A 14140-nucleotide genomic window follows, 5' to 3' on the forward strand; every position below is an offset into this window, starting at 1 on the left:
CTGATAAAAAGCGAGAGTTCGCCATGTCCGACGATACCCAGTCCGTGCCCCCGACCGAGCCTGCCGTTGAAGCGGCCTCGGCAGAGGCCGACGTCGCCGCGGCGCGCATCGCGGCCCTGGAGGCGGAAGCCGCCGAACTGAAGGACCGTGTCCTGCGCACGGTCGCCGAGATGGAAAACCTGCGCCGCCGCACCGAGCGCGAGGTCGCCGATGCGCGTCAGTACGGCATCGCCGCCTTCGCCCGCGACATGCTGACGGCCGGCGACAACCTGGCCCGCGCGATCGACGCCGTCCCCGACGAGGCGCGCACCGGCAACGAGGCGCTGACGGCCCTGATCGACGGCGTCGAGATGACCGAGCGCGACCTGCAGAATTCGCTCGAGCGGCACGGCGTCCGCAAGCTCGAGCCGCTCGGCCAGAAGTTCGATCCGCACCTGCACCAGGCCGTGTTCGAGATTCCGACCGAGGAGCAGCCGGCGGGAACCGTGCTGCAGGTGATGCAGTCCGGCTACGTCATCGGCGACCGCGTCCTGCGCCCGGCCATGGTCGGCGTCGCCAAGGGCCCGGCCAAGCCGAAGGAGCCGAAGCCGGAAAACGACGCCGCCGCGTCCCGCTCCGCCTGATCCGGGAGAGGCCGTGGACGCGTCCCTGCTCTTCGGCCTCGACCTTCTCGGCGTTGTCGTCTTTGCGCTGACCGGCGCGCTGGCCGCCTCGCGCCGGCAGCTCGACATCGTCAGCTTCGCATTCCTGGCGGCGATCACCGGCGTCGGCGGCGGCACGCTGCGCGATGTGATCCTCGGCACCACGCCCGTGTTCTGGATCGTCCAGCCCGCCTATGTCGTGGTGTGCATCGCGACGGCGGTCGCGACCTTCTTCCTGGCGCCCTTCGTCGAATATCGCTACCGGCTGCTGCTCTGGGCCGACGCCATTGGCATTTCCGGCTATTGCGTGATGGGGGCGGCGCGGGCGCTCGATGCCGGCGCCAGCCCGCTCGGCGCCGTCGTGATGGGCGTCGTCACCGCGACCTTCGGCGGCATCATCCGCGATATCGTCGCCGGCGAGCCGTCCGTCCTGCTGCGCAAGGAAATCTACATCACCGCCACGGTTGCCGGCGCCGGCCTGTTCGTGGTGGCGACGCTCGTCGGCGTGCCGTTCTGGCCGGCGGCGCTGCTTGGCGCCTTCTCCGCCTTCTTCGTCCGCGCCGGCGCGCTCACCTTCGGCTGGACGTTACCGGCCTATCGCTCGCGGCCGGGACGCCAGATCCCGCCGCGTTGATCGCCCTCACGCGGCGTAGCGTGTCGCGTCGACGCCGTAGTGGTTCACATAGCGCTCGCTGATCGACTGCACCGGCAGGATGATCAGCACGTCCGTCGTCCCGAACTGGCGGTCGACGACCGCGCCGTCGCCGATATAGGCGCCGAGGCGGAGATAGCCCTTGATCAGCGGCGGCAGGGTCTTCAGCGCGGCCTTCATGTCGATCTCGGCTTCGCCAAGCCGATCCATCGGCACGCCGCGGCCGGCGATGGCGCTCACCGACCATTCGGCCGGGGCGCGGGCATTGTGATGCAGGAAGGAGAGCGGCAGCGCCAGCGCGTCCGGATCCGTGCCCTCCAGCGAGGCGCAGCCGACCATGACGTCGATCTTGTGGCTGCGCACATAGCTCCAGATGCCGTGCCAGAGCAGCTCGACCGTGCGCTTGGTGCGATACGGCTTCAGCACGCAGGAGCGGCCGAGCTCGAGGAAGTTCAGCCGCTGGTGCCGCTCGACGAGCGCGCCGATATCGAACTCGTTGGCCGAGTAGAAGCCGGTGTGGCGCTCGGCCACCTCCTGTCGCAGCAGGCGGTAGGTGCCGACGATGGCGGATTCGCCGGCGCTGGTGCGGGTGTCGTGGTCGATGACGAGCAGGTGGTCGCAGATCTTGTCGAAGCCGTCCCGGTCGCGCCGCGACAGCTGCGCCTGCATGTCGGGGATCGCCGACATCTCCTCGTAGAACACCTTGTAGCGCAGCTTCTGCGCCTTCTTGACCTCGCGCGGCGTGGTCGCGAGGCGCACTTCGAGCGAACCGATCCTACCGAGAGGTTCAGGCAATGCGGGGGCAGGGCGAAGGGACTTGGACATCGACAGCTTTATACCGCCGAATACAAGCTGCGATAGTGCCGGCAGGGCCACGGTTGCGCCGGAAATGCGCAGCGCCTCCTGGGATATCGCTGCAAGATCGCGCTTGGCCATCGTCTCTGTCTCCGTCTTCCGCGATGCCGGCTTTTCGGCCGGGCCGCCACCAAAGCACAGGTCTCCGACAGTTTGGTGACGAAGGGTGGCGGCGAAGGGAGGATCGGCCCGGGCCATGCCGACCCGACGGGCCGCGGCGACAGTTGCTGTTCGGGCGGCAAACCGGCCGGGCAGGGCGACCTGCCAGCCGATTGGCCCACCTGACATGGTCACCTGATATGCCGAGCTGATCTGCTGACCGCGCGGCCGGCCGGGCAATCCTGCCGCTGTTGCGCTCACATAGGCCGGTCGATGCAGCCGGCCAGCCCCGGCCCGGTTGAACCTCCGGGCCGTGTCGCGCTGGCCCGATGGGTGCCGCCCGCCCCGGTCGATCCTGCGGATCGCCGGTCAGGCCGCCGCCAGAACCCGCTCGCCGCCGACCCGGTAGCTCAGCGCCTCGGCCAGATGCAGCCGTCCGACCTGTTCCGCGCCGTCGAGGTCGGCGATCGTCCGCGCCACCTTCAGCACGCGGTGATAGCCCCGCGCGGAAAGCTTCAGCGCCGCCGCCGCGTCCTGCAGCAGCCGCGTTCCTGCGGCATCGGGGGCAGCGACGGTCTCGATCAGCGCCGTGGCGCAACGGGCATTGATGCCGGCAGCCTCAACGCCCCGATACCGCTCGGCCTGAACCTCGCGAGCGGCAGCGACGCGAGCGGCGACCGCGGCGCTTGCCTCCGAGGCCGACGCGCCGATCAGGTCCGTCGCCGTGACGGCCGGCACCTCGATGCGCATGTCGATGCGGTCGAGGAAGGGACCGGACAGCCTTGCCTGGTAGTCGGCCGCGCAGCGCGGGCCGCGCGCGCAGCTATGACCGGGCTCGCCGGCCAGCCCGCAGCGACACGGGTTCATTGCCGCAACTAGCTGGAACCGCGAGGGATAGCTGACGCGATGATTGGCGCGGGCGATCACCACCTCCCCCGCCTCCAGCGGCTGGCGCAGTGAATCGAGCACCTGCGGCGTGAATTCCGGCAGTTCGTCGAGGAAGAGCACGCCGTGATGGGCGAGCGACGCCTCGCCCGGTCGTGCGCGGAGCCCGCCGCCGACCATGGCGGCCATCGAGGCGGAGTGGTGCGGGGCGCGGAAGGGGCGGCGGTCGGTCAGCTTGCCGCCGATCAGCTCGCCGCCGATCGAGGCGATCATCGAGACCTCGAGCAGCTCCTTCGGCGCCAGCGGCGGCAGGATCGAGGGCAGCCGGCTCGCCAGCATCGATTTTCCCGCGCCGGGAGGGCCGGCCATCAGGATGTTGTAGCCTATTAAATTTGAGTCGGCTCAGCTATGTTATTGAGATTGTTAGCAGAGAGCCAATGATGCAGCTTGCGCGAGCCTACTCATATATTCGAATGTCTTCGGAAGCGCAGATCCTGGGAGACAGCCGACGCCGTCAGATCGAATTGTCGCAGGTCTACGCCCGGGACCATGGCTTAGAACTCGACGAGGATTTTAGGCTTGAGGATTTGGGAATCTCAGCCTTCAAGGGCGCCAACGCATCTGAAGGAGCGTTGAGCCGTTTTTTGGAGGCTATCAAGAGTGGCCGGATATCCGCTGGTTCATACCTCTTGGTGGAGTCGCTGGATCGAATTAGCCGGCAGCAGGTTTCCAAATCGCTGGCGCTCTTTCTGGATATCATTAGTAACGGCATTACCATTGTCACGTTGGCTGACGGCCGGATATACGGCAGCACGCCAGATACGATGGACCTGATGTATTCCATCCTGATTATGGGGCGGGCGCATGAGGAGAGCGATCTGAAAAGTCGCCGCGTCGCGGCCGCTTGGGAAAGCAAAAGAACGCGCGGCAGTTCCACGAAACTGACTGCTCAATGTCCGGCATGGCTCGTCCTCAAGCCTGACCGTAGTGGGTTTGATGAGATTGAGTCACGGACTGAGATCGTTAGGCGCATTTTCGAGGAGAGTGAAGCTGGACAAGGGGCCTTCGCTATTGCCAGGCGCCTGAATCAAGACGGAATTCCCACATTTGGAAATTCACAGGGTTGGCATTCGTCATCGGTCAAGAAAATTCTCGTGAATCGATCGGTGCTTGGTTGCTTTCAGCCTCACCGACTAATTGATGGCAAGCGGATACCTACCGGCGATGAGATAGCGGACTACTACCCCCAAATTGTCGCCGAGGACCTCTTCTATAGAGCGCGAGCTGCGGCAATAGACCGAAGAGTGGGCTCGAGCGGTCGGAAGGGAGAGCACGTCAGCAATCTGTTTTCTGGTTTGGCAAGGTGCGCATATTGCAAGGGTACCTTGCATTTTCTCTCCAAGGGGAAGCCGCCAAAGGGTGGCACTTACATCCGGTGCAGCAAGGCAATCCGGGCGCTGGACTGCACTGCGAGCGCCTGGCGTTACGATGACTTTGAGGCGTCATTTTTGGCGCTCGTAACCGAACTAGATCTCGAACCCATCGTCCGCGCAGCGGCGGGAGAGACGTTTCGACGTGACCTGGAGCGGCAAGTCGCAGCAAAATCTGGCGAAATCGCAATACAAGAGGAAAATAGGGAGCGAGCGTTTGAGCTGTATATGAGATCCAAGTCCGAATATTTCTCCGGGAAAGTTCTTTCGCTGGATGCTTCAATAGTACAGGCAAAAACCGAATTCGATTCCTTGCATCAGCAGCTAAACCAACTCGATCTCTCTTCCCCGTCATTCTACGCGCAGAGGGAGAACGTGCAAAATCTGATCCGTGAACTTCAAGATCGGTCAGCGCCTGACACCTATCGGCTGCGATCGTCAATAGCGGCGAAGCTCAAGAATCTGATTCACACTCTGGAGGTCTCACCTGACAGTGCGGCGGATCGAATTGAAGCGAAAATCCTGCGGACGCGGGAACTCGAAGGATTCGCCGACCATCCCGACGCGGCCGAAATCGAGAGCATCATGCGAATGCCGCGGAAGGCAGAGCAGCAGGGACGCTACTTTGCGGTAAAATTCAAAAATGGTGCCATGAGAATTGTGTTCCCTGATGACGATCCGTTCGAACTTCGGGACGAGATCGTAGCAGGCCAGAGCAAGGCCATCGATTTGGACGTTGAGGATATATAACCTTATTTATATATCGCGAGCTGGGCTCACCGCAGAGTGCTTTCGCTTGGCCGACTCACGGACGGGCCAACCCGAGCATGTTTGCAGAGCGGGCTTGGTGCCGGAGGCGGCCATCAACGGGCACGTTTAGTCGCCCTCCTCAGAGGCCATATCGATATCGCAGATACTTGACGGAAGGACCCCCAACGCTTGAGACATCTTCAGCATCGTCGAGACGCTGACCCTGTCCTTGCCCTTCTCGTATTTTTGGATCTGTTGAAACGTAACTCCGACAAGTTCGCCAAATCTCTCCTGCGACATATGCCGTTCGATCCGGAGCTCTCGGACGCGCTGACCGATTGCTGCGTCGATGGGGCCGGACGCCGTCATGGCAGCGGCTCGAGATCCGACGGGAGTTCGAGCGCGTGAGATTGAGGCGCTTCGAGTTCCGCCTTTTCACACGCACCCCAGAGGGCGTCTGCCAGTCGGAATGCATCGTCCGGGGTGATTCCCCAAGCTTGCCGGCTCGGGAGGCCGGCATTGATCATCAGTATGATCTGGCCATCCTCGGGTCGATGCCAGATCCTGTAGGTCTCGATGACGCAAGCAGTGTGGCCATCCACCCCTGACCTGACCCAATCCGAGAAGCTGAGGGCCCATTTGGCTCTGAGGCTTTTGGCGCTTCGAAGTGGTGTCCCTGTTAGAGCGGCCATCTCAATCCCCACCGACTAGTGCTTGCTGCCCTTCGATAGGTGCTTTTGCGCCTCGTCTTGGGCGTTTAGGAGCGCTTTTGCCGTCTCGGAGAGGTCGTTTTTTCTGGCCAGATGAAGCATTTGCGAAATTCCCTCCAGAATTGTTTGAAGGCATTCCTGCTTCGTTTGGTGTATCGGCAATCTTGGCTGCTTCTTTGGATGCTTCTTTGAGCGTTTGGGCAAGAGGAAGCATCCGGTGTTTTTTTGCCATATTGCTAAGTTGTTTTGACAAATCCCTGATATACGACGCTGTTGCGTGCATGCTGTCAGCCCTCATGTCTATTTGATTTCCCCGACGGAAAGCTGCCATATCAATTCGAAATTTGAAGTAAAATATTCGTGATGAGGTAATTTACTGCCTTGACGTCCAGAAAATGACACAAAAATCTGATCATCAGGTTGCTGATCGATTCTGTTGGTAATTGTAGATTGTGGATTGACTTACTGTTTAAGTGTAGTCCGCAAATGGGGTGATCGCCTCGCGGTGTCCGAGCGGTCGGACTATCCAATCGTCTGAGGTCGCTACTCCCTTCGTTGACTGGTGTCGTCCCGCCAGCGTTTGCGTTTTTTGGGGGCCTCTCCGATTGCCCTGAGGCTGAGGGGCAAATGCTGTCAGGCACGATCAGAGGATTTCGTGAGGCCAGGGGGTAGGACGATGATTGGCAGATACGAGGTAATCCTACGTGCGCTCGTCTATTCGGCGCTGATCGCAGTCTCGGTCCTGATTTGGTGGCGCGTGGCTGTCTGGATCTACGCCTATTCCGCCTGAACTCAGCGGCCGCTTCATCGCCGGTCCCACTCCTCTCCGAATACCTTCTCTTCCCCCATCATCAGGCATTTCAATTCCCATGCTGTTTCCCGGCACCGCCGGCACAGCGGTTGGCAAGGCTGCCGTTTGACATGTTGCCGCATGCAGATCACCGCGGCGATTTCGTCCCGACGGGGGTTGGCGAGATAGGCGCGCAACGCTTGCAACAGCAGGAGCGCCGTATCCGGTGTGAGTCGCACCTCCCTCTGTCGGTTGACCTTTTGCTCCAGCCTGGCGAGGACCGCCCAAGGCGAAAGAGGTCGGCGGGTGGTCATTGCTGGTCCGGCAAGCGACCGCGCACATAGCCGTATGAAATGCGCTCGGCCCGGCTGTCGGCCGCCAGCAACAGCATCTCGATGACGGCTCGCGGGTCGCCGCGATGGGCGGCGAGCAGGCTCTCGACCCTGGCATCCAGAGCTCGCTGTTCTTCCTCAAAGGCTTCCGCGGACCGGCCCATGGCGCTCTCCTCTAGGCTTCCGTTCCTATTTTGTTCTCATCTCTTCTGGAGTCAATGCGGCACCGTGCGGGGCTGTTGACGGCGAGGACTTCCATTTTGCGGGGGCCCCGGTAGGCTTCGGCCCATGTGCAACCTCTATTCGATGACCAGAACGCAGGATGCCATCCGCGCCTTCGCCAAAGCGTTGCGCGACCACGCGGGCAATCTGCCGCCTTTGCCAGGCATCTTTCCCGACTACCCGGCACCGATCGTTCGGAACGCGGTGGACGGCGTGCGGGAATTGGCGTTCGCTAGATGGGGCATGCCATCGTCGCAGTTCGCGCTCATGGAGGCGACGAAGAAGCGTGCCGCCAAGCTGCAGGCGAAAGGGCATCAGGTCGACTTCAAGGAACTGCTCCGCATGGAGCCGGACACCGGAACGACCAACGTCCGGAATGTGACGAGCAAGCACTGGCAGCGTTGGCTCGGCGTCGAGAGCCGCTGCGTCGTGCCCTTCACCTCATTCTCGGAGTTCAACAAGCTCGAAGGTGGCGACGTCTGGTTCGCCTTGGCCGAGGACCGGCCGCTGGGGTTCTTCGCCGGGATCTGGACCACCTGGACGAGCGTCCGAAAGGTGAGGGAGGGTGAGACGACGAACGACCTGTTCGCCTTCCTGACCACCGAGCCGAACGAGGTCGTGGCGCCTATTCATCCGAAGGCGATGCCGGTGATCCTGACGACGTCGGAGGAGATCGATGTCTGGATGAGGGCGCCGGCGAACGAGGCCCTCGCACTGCAGCGGCCGCTACCGGGCGACAGCCTGCTGATCGTCGCTCGTGGAACCAAAGAAGATGGCGGCGAGGCGTCGTCCATCGAGCCGCCGGCCGAGCCGCTTCTACTGTAGGCCGTTGCGCATGTGGTTGGCTTCAACAAAGGCCAACACTTCCTGCCAGTTGTCTGTGGCGAGGAGCTCATCCATCCAATGAACCCTCTCGTCACAGACGGAAAATCGGGGCGACTCCGGGTCCTCTCTCAGCTTGGGGTCCGCAAATTCGACGAAAATCCGCATGTGGCCAACAACCCAGGAGGGATAAAGACTACAGTCGCTTGACTGATCGTTCCATTCTTCAGGAATCTCGGGAAGGTCGGACTCAGGGTAACCGGGAAAGTGGCGTCTGAATTCGCACAGGCGCCTGTCACCAGTGTTGTCGGGCATATCCCGGCCCGTGATGTCTTGCCTCATGCGCATTTGGACCGTTAGTGCGTCCTGAAGTTCCTCCTCCACTTGAGCTGCGGCATCCGTTAGGACGTCGACTAGCTGCGGTAGCAGGTGTGGGGGGAGGCCTAGTAGGAGCTGCCCTCCTGCGACTTCGAGCCATAGCACCACCAGAGGGCTGCCATCCGCAGTGCTCAATCCGGTCCCGTAGTTCAGGACCTCCTCAACGAGGACCTCGTTGCCATTTGCCATGACCTGGTCTCCCGCCCAATCGATTGTGCTTCGTGAGGATGCAATCATAGGTGTTAGGCAGGTTCTAGCAAGTACCGCAATCTAGGTAGAGGCAAACCTCTGCAACGCGATGGATCGATGTCGGCCGGCGGCGCTGGGCCGGCTGATCCATCGCTCTACGACAGCGAAAATGGTCGCGCCTTCGCGCTGCCGCCAGGTTGACCGGCTAGCAGCGCCTCGGAATATGATCGTCGTCCCCTTTTCGGGCTTTTGCGGCGGACATCGCTCAGCTTGCACTATTTTGGACATTTTGTGAGGGGCTGGCTGTACCAGTGGTTGCCATTGCCTGGCTGTTCTTCACCCACTCGAAGGGTCTTTCCAGGTTTGATCCATTCGAGATTGAAGCGCATCGCCTCTCCGGGAGTCTCCTCAATCGTGCAGGTCGCATCAATGAAGCCTGTCGTGAAGATGTCCTTGCCGTCGCCCTTTGTGGAATAGAGAAATCGATCGATCTGACAATCCATGCCGGGTGTCTCAAGGCTTTTGTGACCGATGGATAGGAAGGGAGCGTTTATCTCCATTGGGTCGCCGTTGCACTGATCGCGGTGTGTCACCCAGACACCTAAATAGGCCTTTGTGAGCCCCGGGTCGGCGACAGCTTCGCTGTAGGCGGCGGCTCCGGTGACCACCGAGCCGGCAAGCAGCACACTCAATCCGTACTCCAGCACACCTCGTCCCCAGACCATGCTTCCCCCAAATTCGATCAACCGACTTTTACATACTTTAGTTGATAAAATGTGATTAGGAAATGGGTCACCGGTTGGCGCATGGATATGCGCCAATTGGTCGGTCGGAACTTTGCACGCCTGCGTCGGGAAAAGGGACTGACTCAGGAGCAGGTCGAGCAGCGCTCGGGGTTCAGCCAGCAGTATCTCAGCGGTCTTGAGCGTGGACAGCGCAATCCAACAGTGATCACGCTTTACGAGTTAGCCCAAGCGCTCGGAGTGGATCACGTTGAGCTAGTCCGACCCGATCTGCTGTCCGACTAGACGCGGCAGGGTTGCCGCCTCATCCGCTTGGATTTCATCCTGCGGAGCCCTCGGAGCTCCAACGGCCGCCGGGTGGAAAAGCCCCACCGCGAGCAAGGCGCCTTCTAGCAGCAACCAGCTACGGCGAACCGGCCAATGAAACAAGCGCTAAGAGGACGCTCTGGAATTCTGATCGTCATCGGCTTGGCTGGCTGATGAATTCACAATTCCGCCTCGCCTGCCCCCCGCCTTTGGGCCTGGGAGCAAGGAAAGCTGGTTCACTCAGAGCAGTGACCCTCTGGTTCATCCGGGCTGCGCGCAGAACCTAGTCATTCGTCGCCAAGGCGTTCAGAAGTGCGGGGGTATAGAGTACTCGACACCCAAAGAGGCATCGACCTAGTACGGTTACGGGTATCGTCACTACCTCTCGAGACTCCCTCTTCTGCAGGTAGACCAATGCATCGTTATTGTCGTTAAAAATGCTTAGGGTTGGGGACGAGACGCCAGTGATGGAGTAGAGGCTACCAAGAGGAAGATGTTTAAGGACCGTGTCCTGGGCTGCCTCACCCGTGAGGGCGTCATTCTGCAGGGCGGCAAAAACGAGAAGGCCGCAGATTGGAACGAGAAGGATCGCCTTTGACTTTGGCTTTGTGGGACTTGCGTTGGCAGGCGGGATCGCCCCTGTTTCGCTGGTGGCTGGTGATGGCGTTGCCTGATTGGAAGCGGGAACACCCGTCAGCCTTTTCCCTCTGCCTCTCCGCACGAGGATCACGTAGAAAAGGGGACCAAATATAGAGAATAAGATTGCGACAGTGTGGAACGCGTCCGAGGTTCCTGGGCCCCTGAAAAACGCACTCGCAGCGAGCATCAGAATCGCCCCAAGGCCTGCTAGCAGGTAAGCGCGCCATGCGGGCAGAGCGGCTATCAAAGCGTTAAAAGACATCATAGTTCATCTCAGTTCGGAGTTGGTCAGCGGTTTATGAAGGATCTCTGCACCAGTGCGCACCAAGACCCGACTGTTCCTCCCCCGTACGAAGAGTGTTGCCAGAGTGCTCGGCCTTCTACAGCGCTCCCGCCGACGCAATGGGCGGTCATGAGAAGGCAATACGACGATTTGGCAAGATTTCTAGCGAAGTGCATTTCACCTCCCCCATTCCGCTAAGAGCTTCCCTTTACATACTATAGTTGATAATGCGCGATCGCGAAATGGGTCACCCGCTAGCGCAGTGATATGCGCCAATTGGTCGGTCGGAACTTTGCACGCCGACGTCGGGAAAAGGGACTGACTCAGGAGCAGGTCGAGCAGCGCTCGGGGTTCAGCCAGTAGTATCTCAGCGGTCTTAAGCGTGGACAGCGCAATCCAACAGTGATCACGCTTTACGAGTTAGCCCAAGCGCTCGGAGTGGATCACGTTGAGCTAGTCAGACCCGATCTGCTCGCTGATTGATCGATTGCCTTCCCAAAAGGCTTTGCGCCGAATTCGTGGTTCGATCGAGCGTAAGCGAGACTGCACGTCCGCAAAGCATGGGCATGCCTTTACGAGATATAGGATTTTATTCATATTTAGCCTCGAAATGTCGTTGTCGAGTGGCTGGTTCGCTATGAAGATCGAGGTCTCTGCAAAAATTTTGTCGTCAGCGCTGGCAGCGATCGAAAGGATCCCCATCGCGTTGAGAAATATACATTCGAGGCGGTGGCGCGCCGTTGAGACTGAGGTGCTCCGCTTGGTCGAAGATCATGAAGCTGCTGAGGCGCTCAGCGTCGTCGTATTTGCTCGTATCGAGGGGCTCTGTGATCTTCTGGAAGAGCCGTCGCTGAAGGAATGGATCCTGCGTGGGGATGTAGCCCGAGAATTCCGGCTGCATGTGGATCTCGTCTCCGCAGCTGCGAAGGTCCCAATGGCTTTGACCGAGAACGGGTTCATTTTTGACCCTGTCACCCTCGGAGAGGAGGCCGCTGTGATCGCAACGGCTCGGCGAAGAGCATGAATTGGCTCGTAGAGCAGCATGGGCTGCCTCTTTTGCCTGGTGAAACCGCAGCGATGAACAAGGCAGTTCTTGAATTCTTTGCTGCTCAGATACGGAACGGCCATACGCGAAAGGCCTATGCCCGGGCCACTTCAGAGCTCCTGGCTTGGTGCCGGATCCGTGGCTTAGCTCAGTTGGAGGACGTGTCCTCGCTTCATATCGCTGCCTGGCTTGATGAGCAGCTGGAACGTGGTGCTCCAGCGTCCGCGAAGCAAAAGCTTGCAGCCATAAAGCGGTTTTTCGAGTTCCTTACCGCTCAACGAGTTTTGGCAACCAATCCTGCAGCCTACGTGAAGGGACCGCGCTTTTCGGTGAAGAGGGGCACCACCCCTGTGATCGAGGGCGCTGATGTCAGGAAAATCCTCGGTAGCATTGAGAATACAACGATCAAAGGGCTCCGGGACAGGGCCTTGATCGCGACGATGGCATATAGCTTTGCTCGAATTGGAGCCGCCCTGAAGCTAGACACAGGAAGCGTCTTTAGCGTCGGTCGTCGTCTGTGGATCAGGCTCTTTGAAAAAGGTGGCAGCGTTCACGAGATGCCATGCCACCACACTCTTGAAGCATGCCTGATGGAGTACCTCGACGCTGCGGATCTCGCTGAGGATCCGAAAGTCCCCCTCTTTCAGTCGATCGCAAAGGGGGCCGCTCGCCTGTCAGGCCGTCGGCTAGCTCATGCTAACGCGTACAATATGGTTAGGGAGAGAGCGAGAAAGGCTGGCGTTATTTCGCCGGTCTGCTGCCACACATTCCGTGCCACGGGCATTACCAGCTATCTGATGAATGGCGGAACTATCGAGTATGCCGCACTGATGGCAAATCATACGTCGATTCGCACCACGCAACTTTACGACCGAAGGGGTGATGATGTTCAGCTCGATGAGGTTGAAAAAATCTATTTCTAAAATAAAGGCATTTATTTACTTAATATGACTTCTATTATTTATATATAATCATATGCATTTGAAGAATTGTAGGAGTCTATAGAGGATATGATTGGAAATATAGCGGCGAACATTGAGAAGATTAATATAAGAGAGAGAGTTCCTAGCATCTTGTCGCCCGGAACGGCTCCTCGCGGCATTGCCAAAAAGAAGCGCTTTCAGACTGCACTCACGGCTGCCGGTCATCACGAACTTGCCGCCGCGATTAGAGAATGCCGAACCAATCGACGTTGTGGGAGCACCTACTGCGCCACCTGTCGTCGGGAACTTGGAGAAACCTCGAGGCGGCGGATAACCGACTATCTCCTGCAGACCTTCAAGGGCGACGAGGCTGCGATTCGCGAGGAGGTTCGGCATGTCAGCGGGCTTATTGCCTTAACTACGATGAACCAAAATTGTGTCATTGCAGCCATAGAAGACGGTCGAAAGATCTTTCGGAAGCTTCGCAGGGGGCGTCCGTGGCTTTGGATCGAGGGGGCGTACGAGTTGGAGCTAGTGAGCCTGGGCCACTGGCGGAAAATGAACGCTGAAAATTCAGCTGTAAAAAAGGAACAAATTCTTGCGCTGTTGGATTCGGCTCCCAACCGCTCTGAGCTTGAAGCCGCAGACACGCTCGTTCTGGTTCACTGGCATGTTCTAATGGCAAATATCTATAAAACTGACCCTTCAAAGCCAAGGATGAGAAGCGCCCTTGATGTTTTAAAGTCCGAGTATGGGCAGCATTCCAGGCAGCTTTATGTGCAGAAGCTGCATGCCTCAAAGAACATTGAGGACTCGATGGCTAAAATTTCCAGCTACGCATTTAAAGATCAATATCGATTTAAATACTCGTTCGAGGGCAACGATTTTGAGAACGGAGAGTATATAGATGACAAAAATCTAGGTGAGTTCATATCTTTAAGCCGACTGGTCGCGGGGGGTAGGCGACGAAGTACAAGTATATACTATGGATTTCAAGAAGGCTTTCGGTCGCCTTGATTGGATATGTACCTTGTTAAATGTTATAGTGAATTCACTTCAGTTTATAAAGTGAGGTCGCGGTGCAGCGTGTTTCGTTGAGATTTGACTGTAAAAATAGGCTATCGGCTTAGTCGTTGGCCTTTCAGGAGCAGGCTTCTCACCAGCGTTCGTTATTTCTAAAATAATCCGCTACTAGTAAAAGTGAATATAAGCTGCTCGCCTTGTGGATCGGGGGCATGGTCTGCCCGCGTCCGAGCATGTGAATGTGAATGATCGCTTTTGCGCCCAATCTCGGCCTTTAAGGCGGTCTTGGCGATCGCCCGTAATGCCGTGTCCGCTCAGGTCGCCACAACCTCCAAGCAGGGTGGGAAACGGATTGGCAGGTTTCAGGCGACTACGCCGGGAAAGCTGCCCCTCACCTCGTCAACGAGCATCCGCGGCAAAGTC

General features: G+C 59.0%; 14 protein-coding genes and 2 pseudogenes. 9 read left to right on the top strand and 7 right to left on the bottom strand.

The genetic code is table 11. From position 1 onward, the window contains the following. Positions 1-23: 23 nt before the first annotated feature. Positions 24-623, top strand: coding sequence for a nucleotide exchange factor GrpE (gene grpE / locus K32_RS22070; protein ID WP_201401558.1), 600 nt, complete (start codon positions 24-26; stop codon positions 621-623). A gap of 13 nt (positions 624-636) precedes the next feature. Then, positions 637-1275: a trimeric intracellular cation channel family protein gene (locus tag K32_RS22075; RefSeq protein ID WP_244669679.1), complete on the top strand. Its 639-nt coding sequence runs from the start codon at positions 637-639 to the stop codon at positions 1273-1275. A 6-nt stretch (positions 1276-1281) separates the two neighbouring features. Here K32_RS22075 and K32_RS22080 read toward each other — a convergent pair whose 3' ends face one another. Both K32_RS22080 and K32_RS22085 read right to left on the bottom strand, forming a co-directional pair. Continuing rightward, on the bottom strand, positions 1282-2229 hold the full coding sequence (locus K32_RS22080) for a GNAT family N-acetyltransferase (RefSeq protein WP_201401559.1): 948 nt from the start codon (positions 2227-2229) through the stop codon (positions 1282-1284). A 387-nt stretch (positions 2230-2616) separates the two neighbouring features. Beyond that, positions 2617-3516, bottom strand: a pseudogene (locus K32_RS22085) (YifB family Mg chelatase-like AAA ATPase); the annotation flags it as partial. Positions 3517-3569: 53 nt separating this feature from the next. Between K32_RS22085 and K32_RS22090 the strand changes: the two are divergent. Further along, on the top strand, positions 3570-5312 hold the full coding sequence (locus tag K32_RS22090) for a recombinase family protein (protein ID WP_201401560.1): 1743 nt from the start codon (positions 3570-3572) through the stop codon (positions 5310-5312). A 126-nt stretch (positions 5313-5438) separates the two neighbouring features. Here K32_RS22090 and K32_RS25105 read toward each other — a convergent pair whose 3' ends face one another. From K32_RS25105 to K32_RS22105, 3 genes are all read right to left on the bottom strand, one after another. After that, positions 5439-5681 (bottom strand): helix-turn-helix domain-containing protein, encoded by a 243-nt coding sequence (locus tag K32_RS25105; RefSeq protein ID WP_201401561.1) that lies wholly within the window; start codon positions 5679-5681, stop codon positions 5439-5441. A 324-nt stretch (positions 5682-6005) separates the two neighbouring features. Continuing rightward, a complete protein-coding gene (locus tag K32_RS22100; protein WP_201401562.1) occupies positions 6006-6320 on the bottom strand; it encodes a hypothetical protein in 315 nt (104 codons plus the stop codon). Positions 6321-7122: 802 nt separating this feature from the next. Further along, complete coding sequence (locus tag K32_RS22105; protein WP_201401563.1) at positions 7123-7308, bottom strand: hypothetical protein; 186 nt, start codon at positions 7306-7308, stop codon at positions 7123-7125. 124 nt (positions 7309-7432) lie between these two features. On the opposite strand from K32_RS22105, the gene K32_RS22110 reads away from it, so the two are divergent. After that, a complete protein-coding gene (locus tag K32_RS22110) occupies positions 7433-8191 on the top strand; it encodes an SOS response-associated peptidase (RefSeq protein WP_201401564.1) in 759 nt (252 codons plus the stop codon). Here the strand turns inward: K32_RS22110 and K32_RS22115 are convergent. Together K32_RS22115 and K32_RS22120 are read right to left on the bottom strand one after the other, a co-directional pair. After that, positions 8183-8755 (bottom strand): hypothetical protein, encoded by a 573-nt coding sequence (locus tag K32_RS22115; protein ID WP_201401565.1) that lies wholly within the window; start codon positions 8753-8755, stop codon positions 8183-8185. The two genes, K32_RS22110 and K32_RS22115, sit on opposite strands and share 9 nt — an antisense overlap. 275 nt (positions 8756-9030) lie before the next feature. Next, positions 9031-9447, bottom strand: a complete 417-nt coding sequence (locus tag K32_RS22120) for a hypothetical protein (RefSeq protein WP_201401566.1) — start codon at positions 9445-9447, stop codon at positions 9031-9033. A 114-nt stretch (positions 9448-9561) separates the two neighbouring features. On the opposite strand from K32_RS22120, the gene K32_RS22125 reads away from it, so the two are divergent. The 5 genes and pseudogenes from K32_RS22125 to K32_RS22145 all read left to right on the top strand — a co-directional run bounded on the left by K32_RS22125 (position 9562) and on the right by K32_RS22145 (position 13711). Next, positions 9562-9783, top strand: coding sequence for a helix-turn-helix domain-containing protein (locus K32_RS22125; RefSeq protein ID WP_201401567.1), 222 nt, complete (start codon positions 9562-9564; stop codon positions 9781-9783). A 1210-nt stretch (positions 9784-10993) separates the two neighbouring features. Continuing rightward, a pseudogene (locus tag K32_RS22130) lies at positions 10994-11209 on the top strand (helix-turn-helix domain-containing protein). Positions 11210-11363: 154 nt separating this feature from the next. Continuing rightward, the gene (locus tag K32_RS22135) at positions 11364-11750 is read left to right on the top strand and encodes a hypothetical protein (RefSeq protein ID WP_201401568.1); all 387 of its coding nucleotides are present in this window, start codon (positions 11364-11366) and stop codon (positions 11748-11750) included. Further along, positions 11747-12694, top strand: coding sequence for a tyrosine-type recombinase/integrase (locus tag K32_RS22140; RefSeq protein WP_201401569.1), 948 nt, complete (start codon positions 11747-11749; stop codon positions 12692-12694). Before K32_RS22135 ends, K32_RS22140 begins: the two co-directional genes overlap by 4 nt. Before the next feature lie 87 nt (positions 12695-12781). Continuing rightward, on the top strand, positions 12782-13711 hold the full coding sequence (locus K32_RS22145; protein ID WP_201401570.1) for a hypothetical protein: 930 nt from the start codon (positions 12782-12784) through the stop codon (positions 13709-13711). Positions 13712-14140 lie beyond the last annotated feature (429 nt).

The organism is Kaistia sp. 32K (assembly GCF_016629525.1).
Taxonomy (GTDB): Bacteria; Pseudomonadota; Alphaproteobacteria; order Rhizobiales; family Kaistiaceae; genus Kaistia.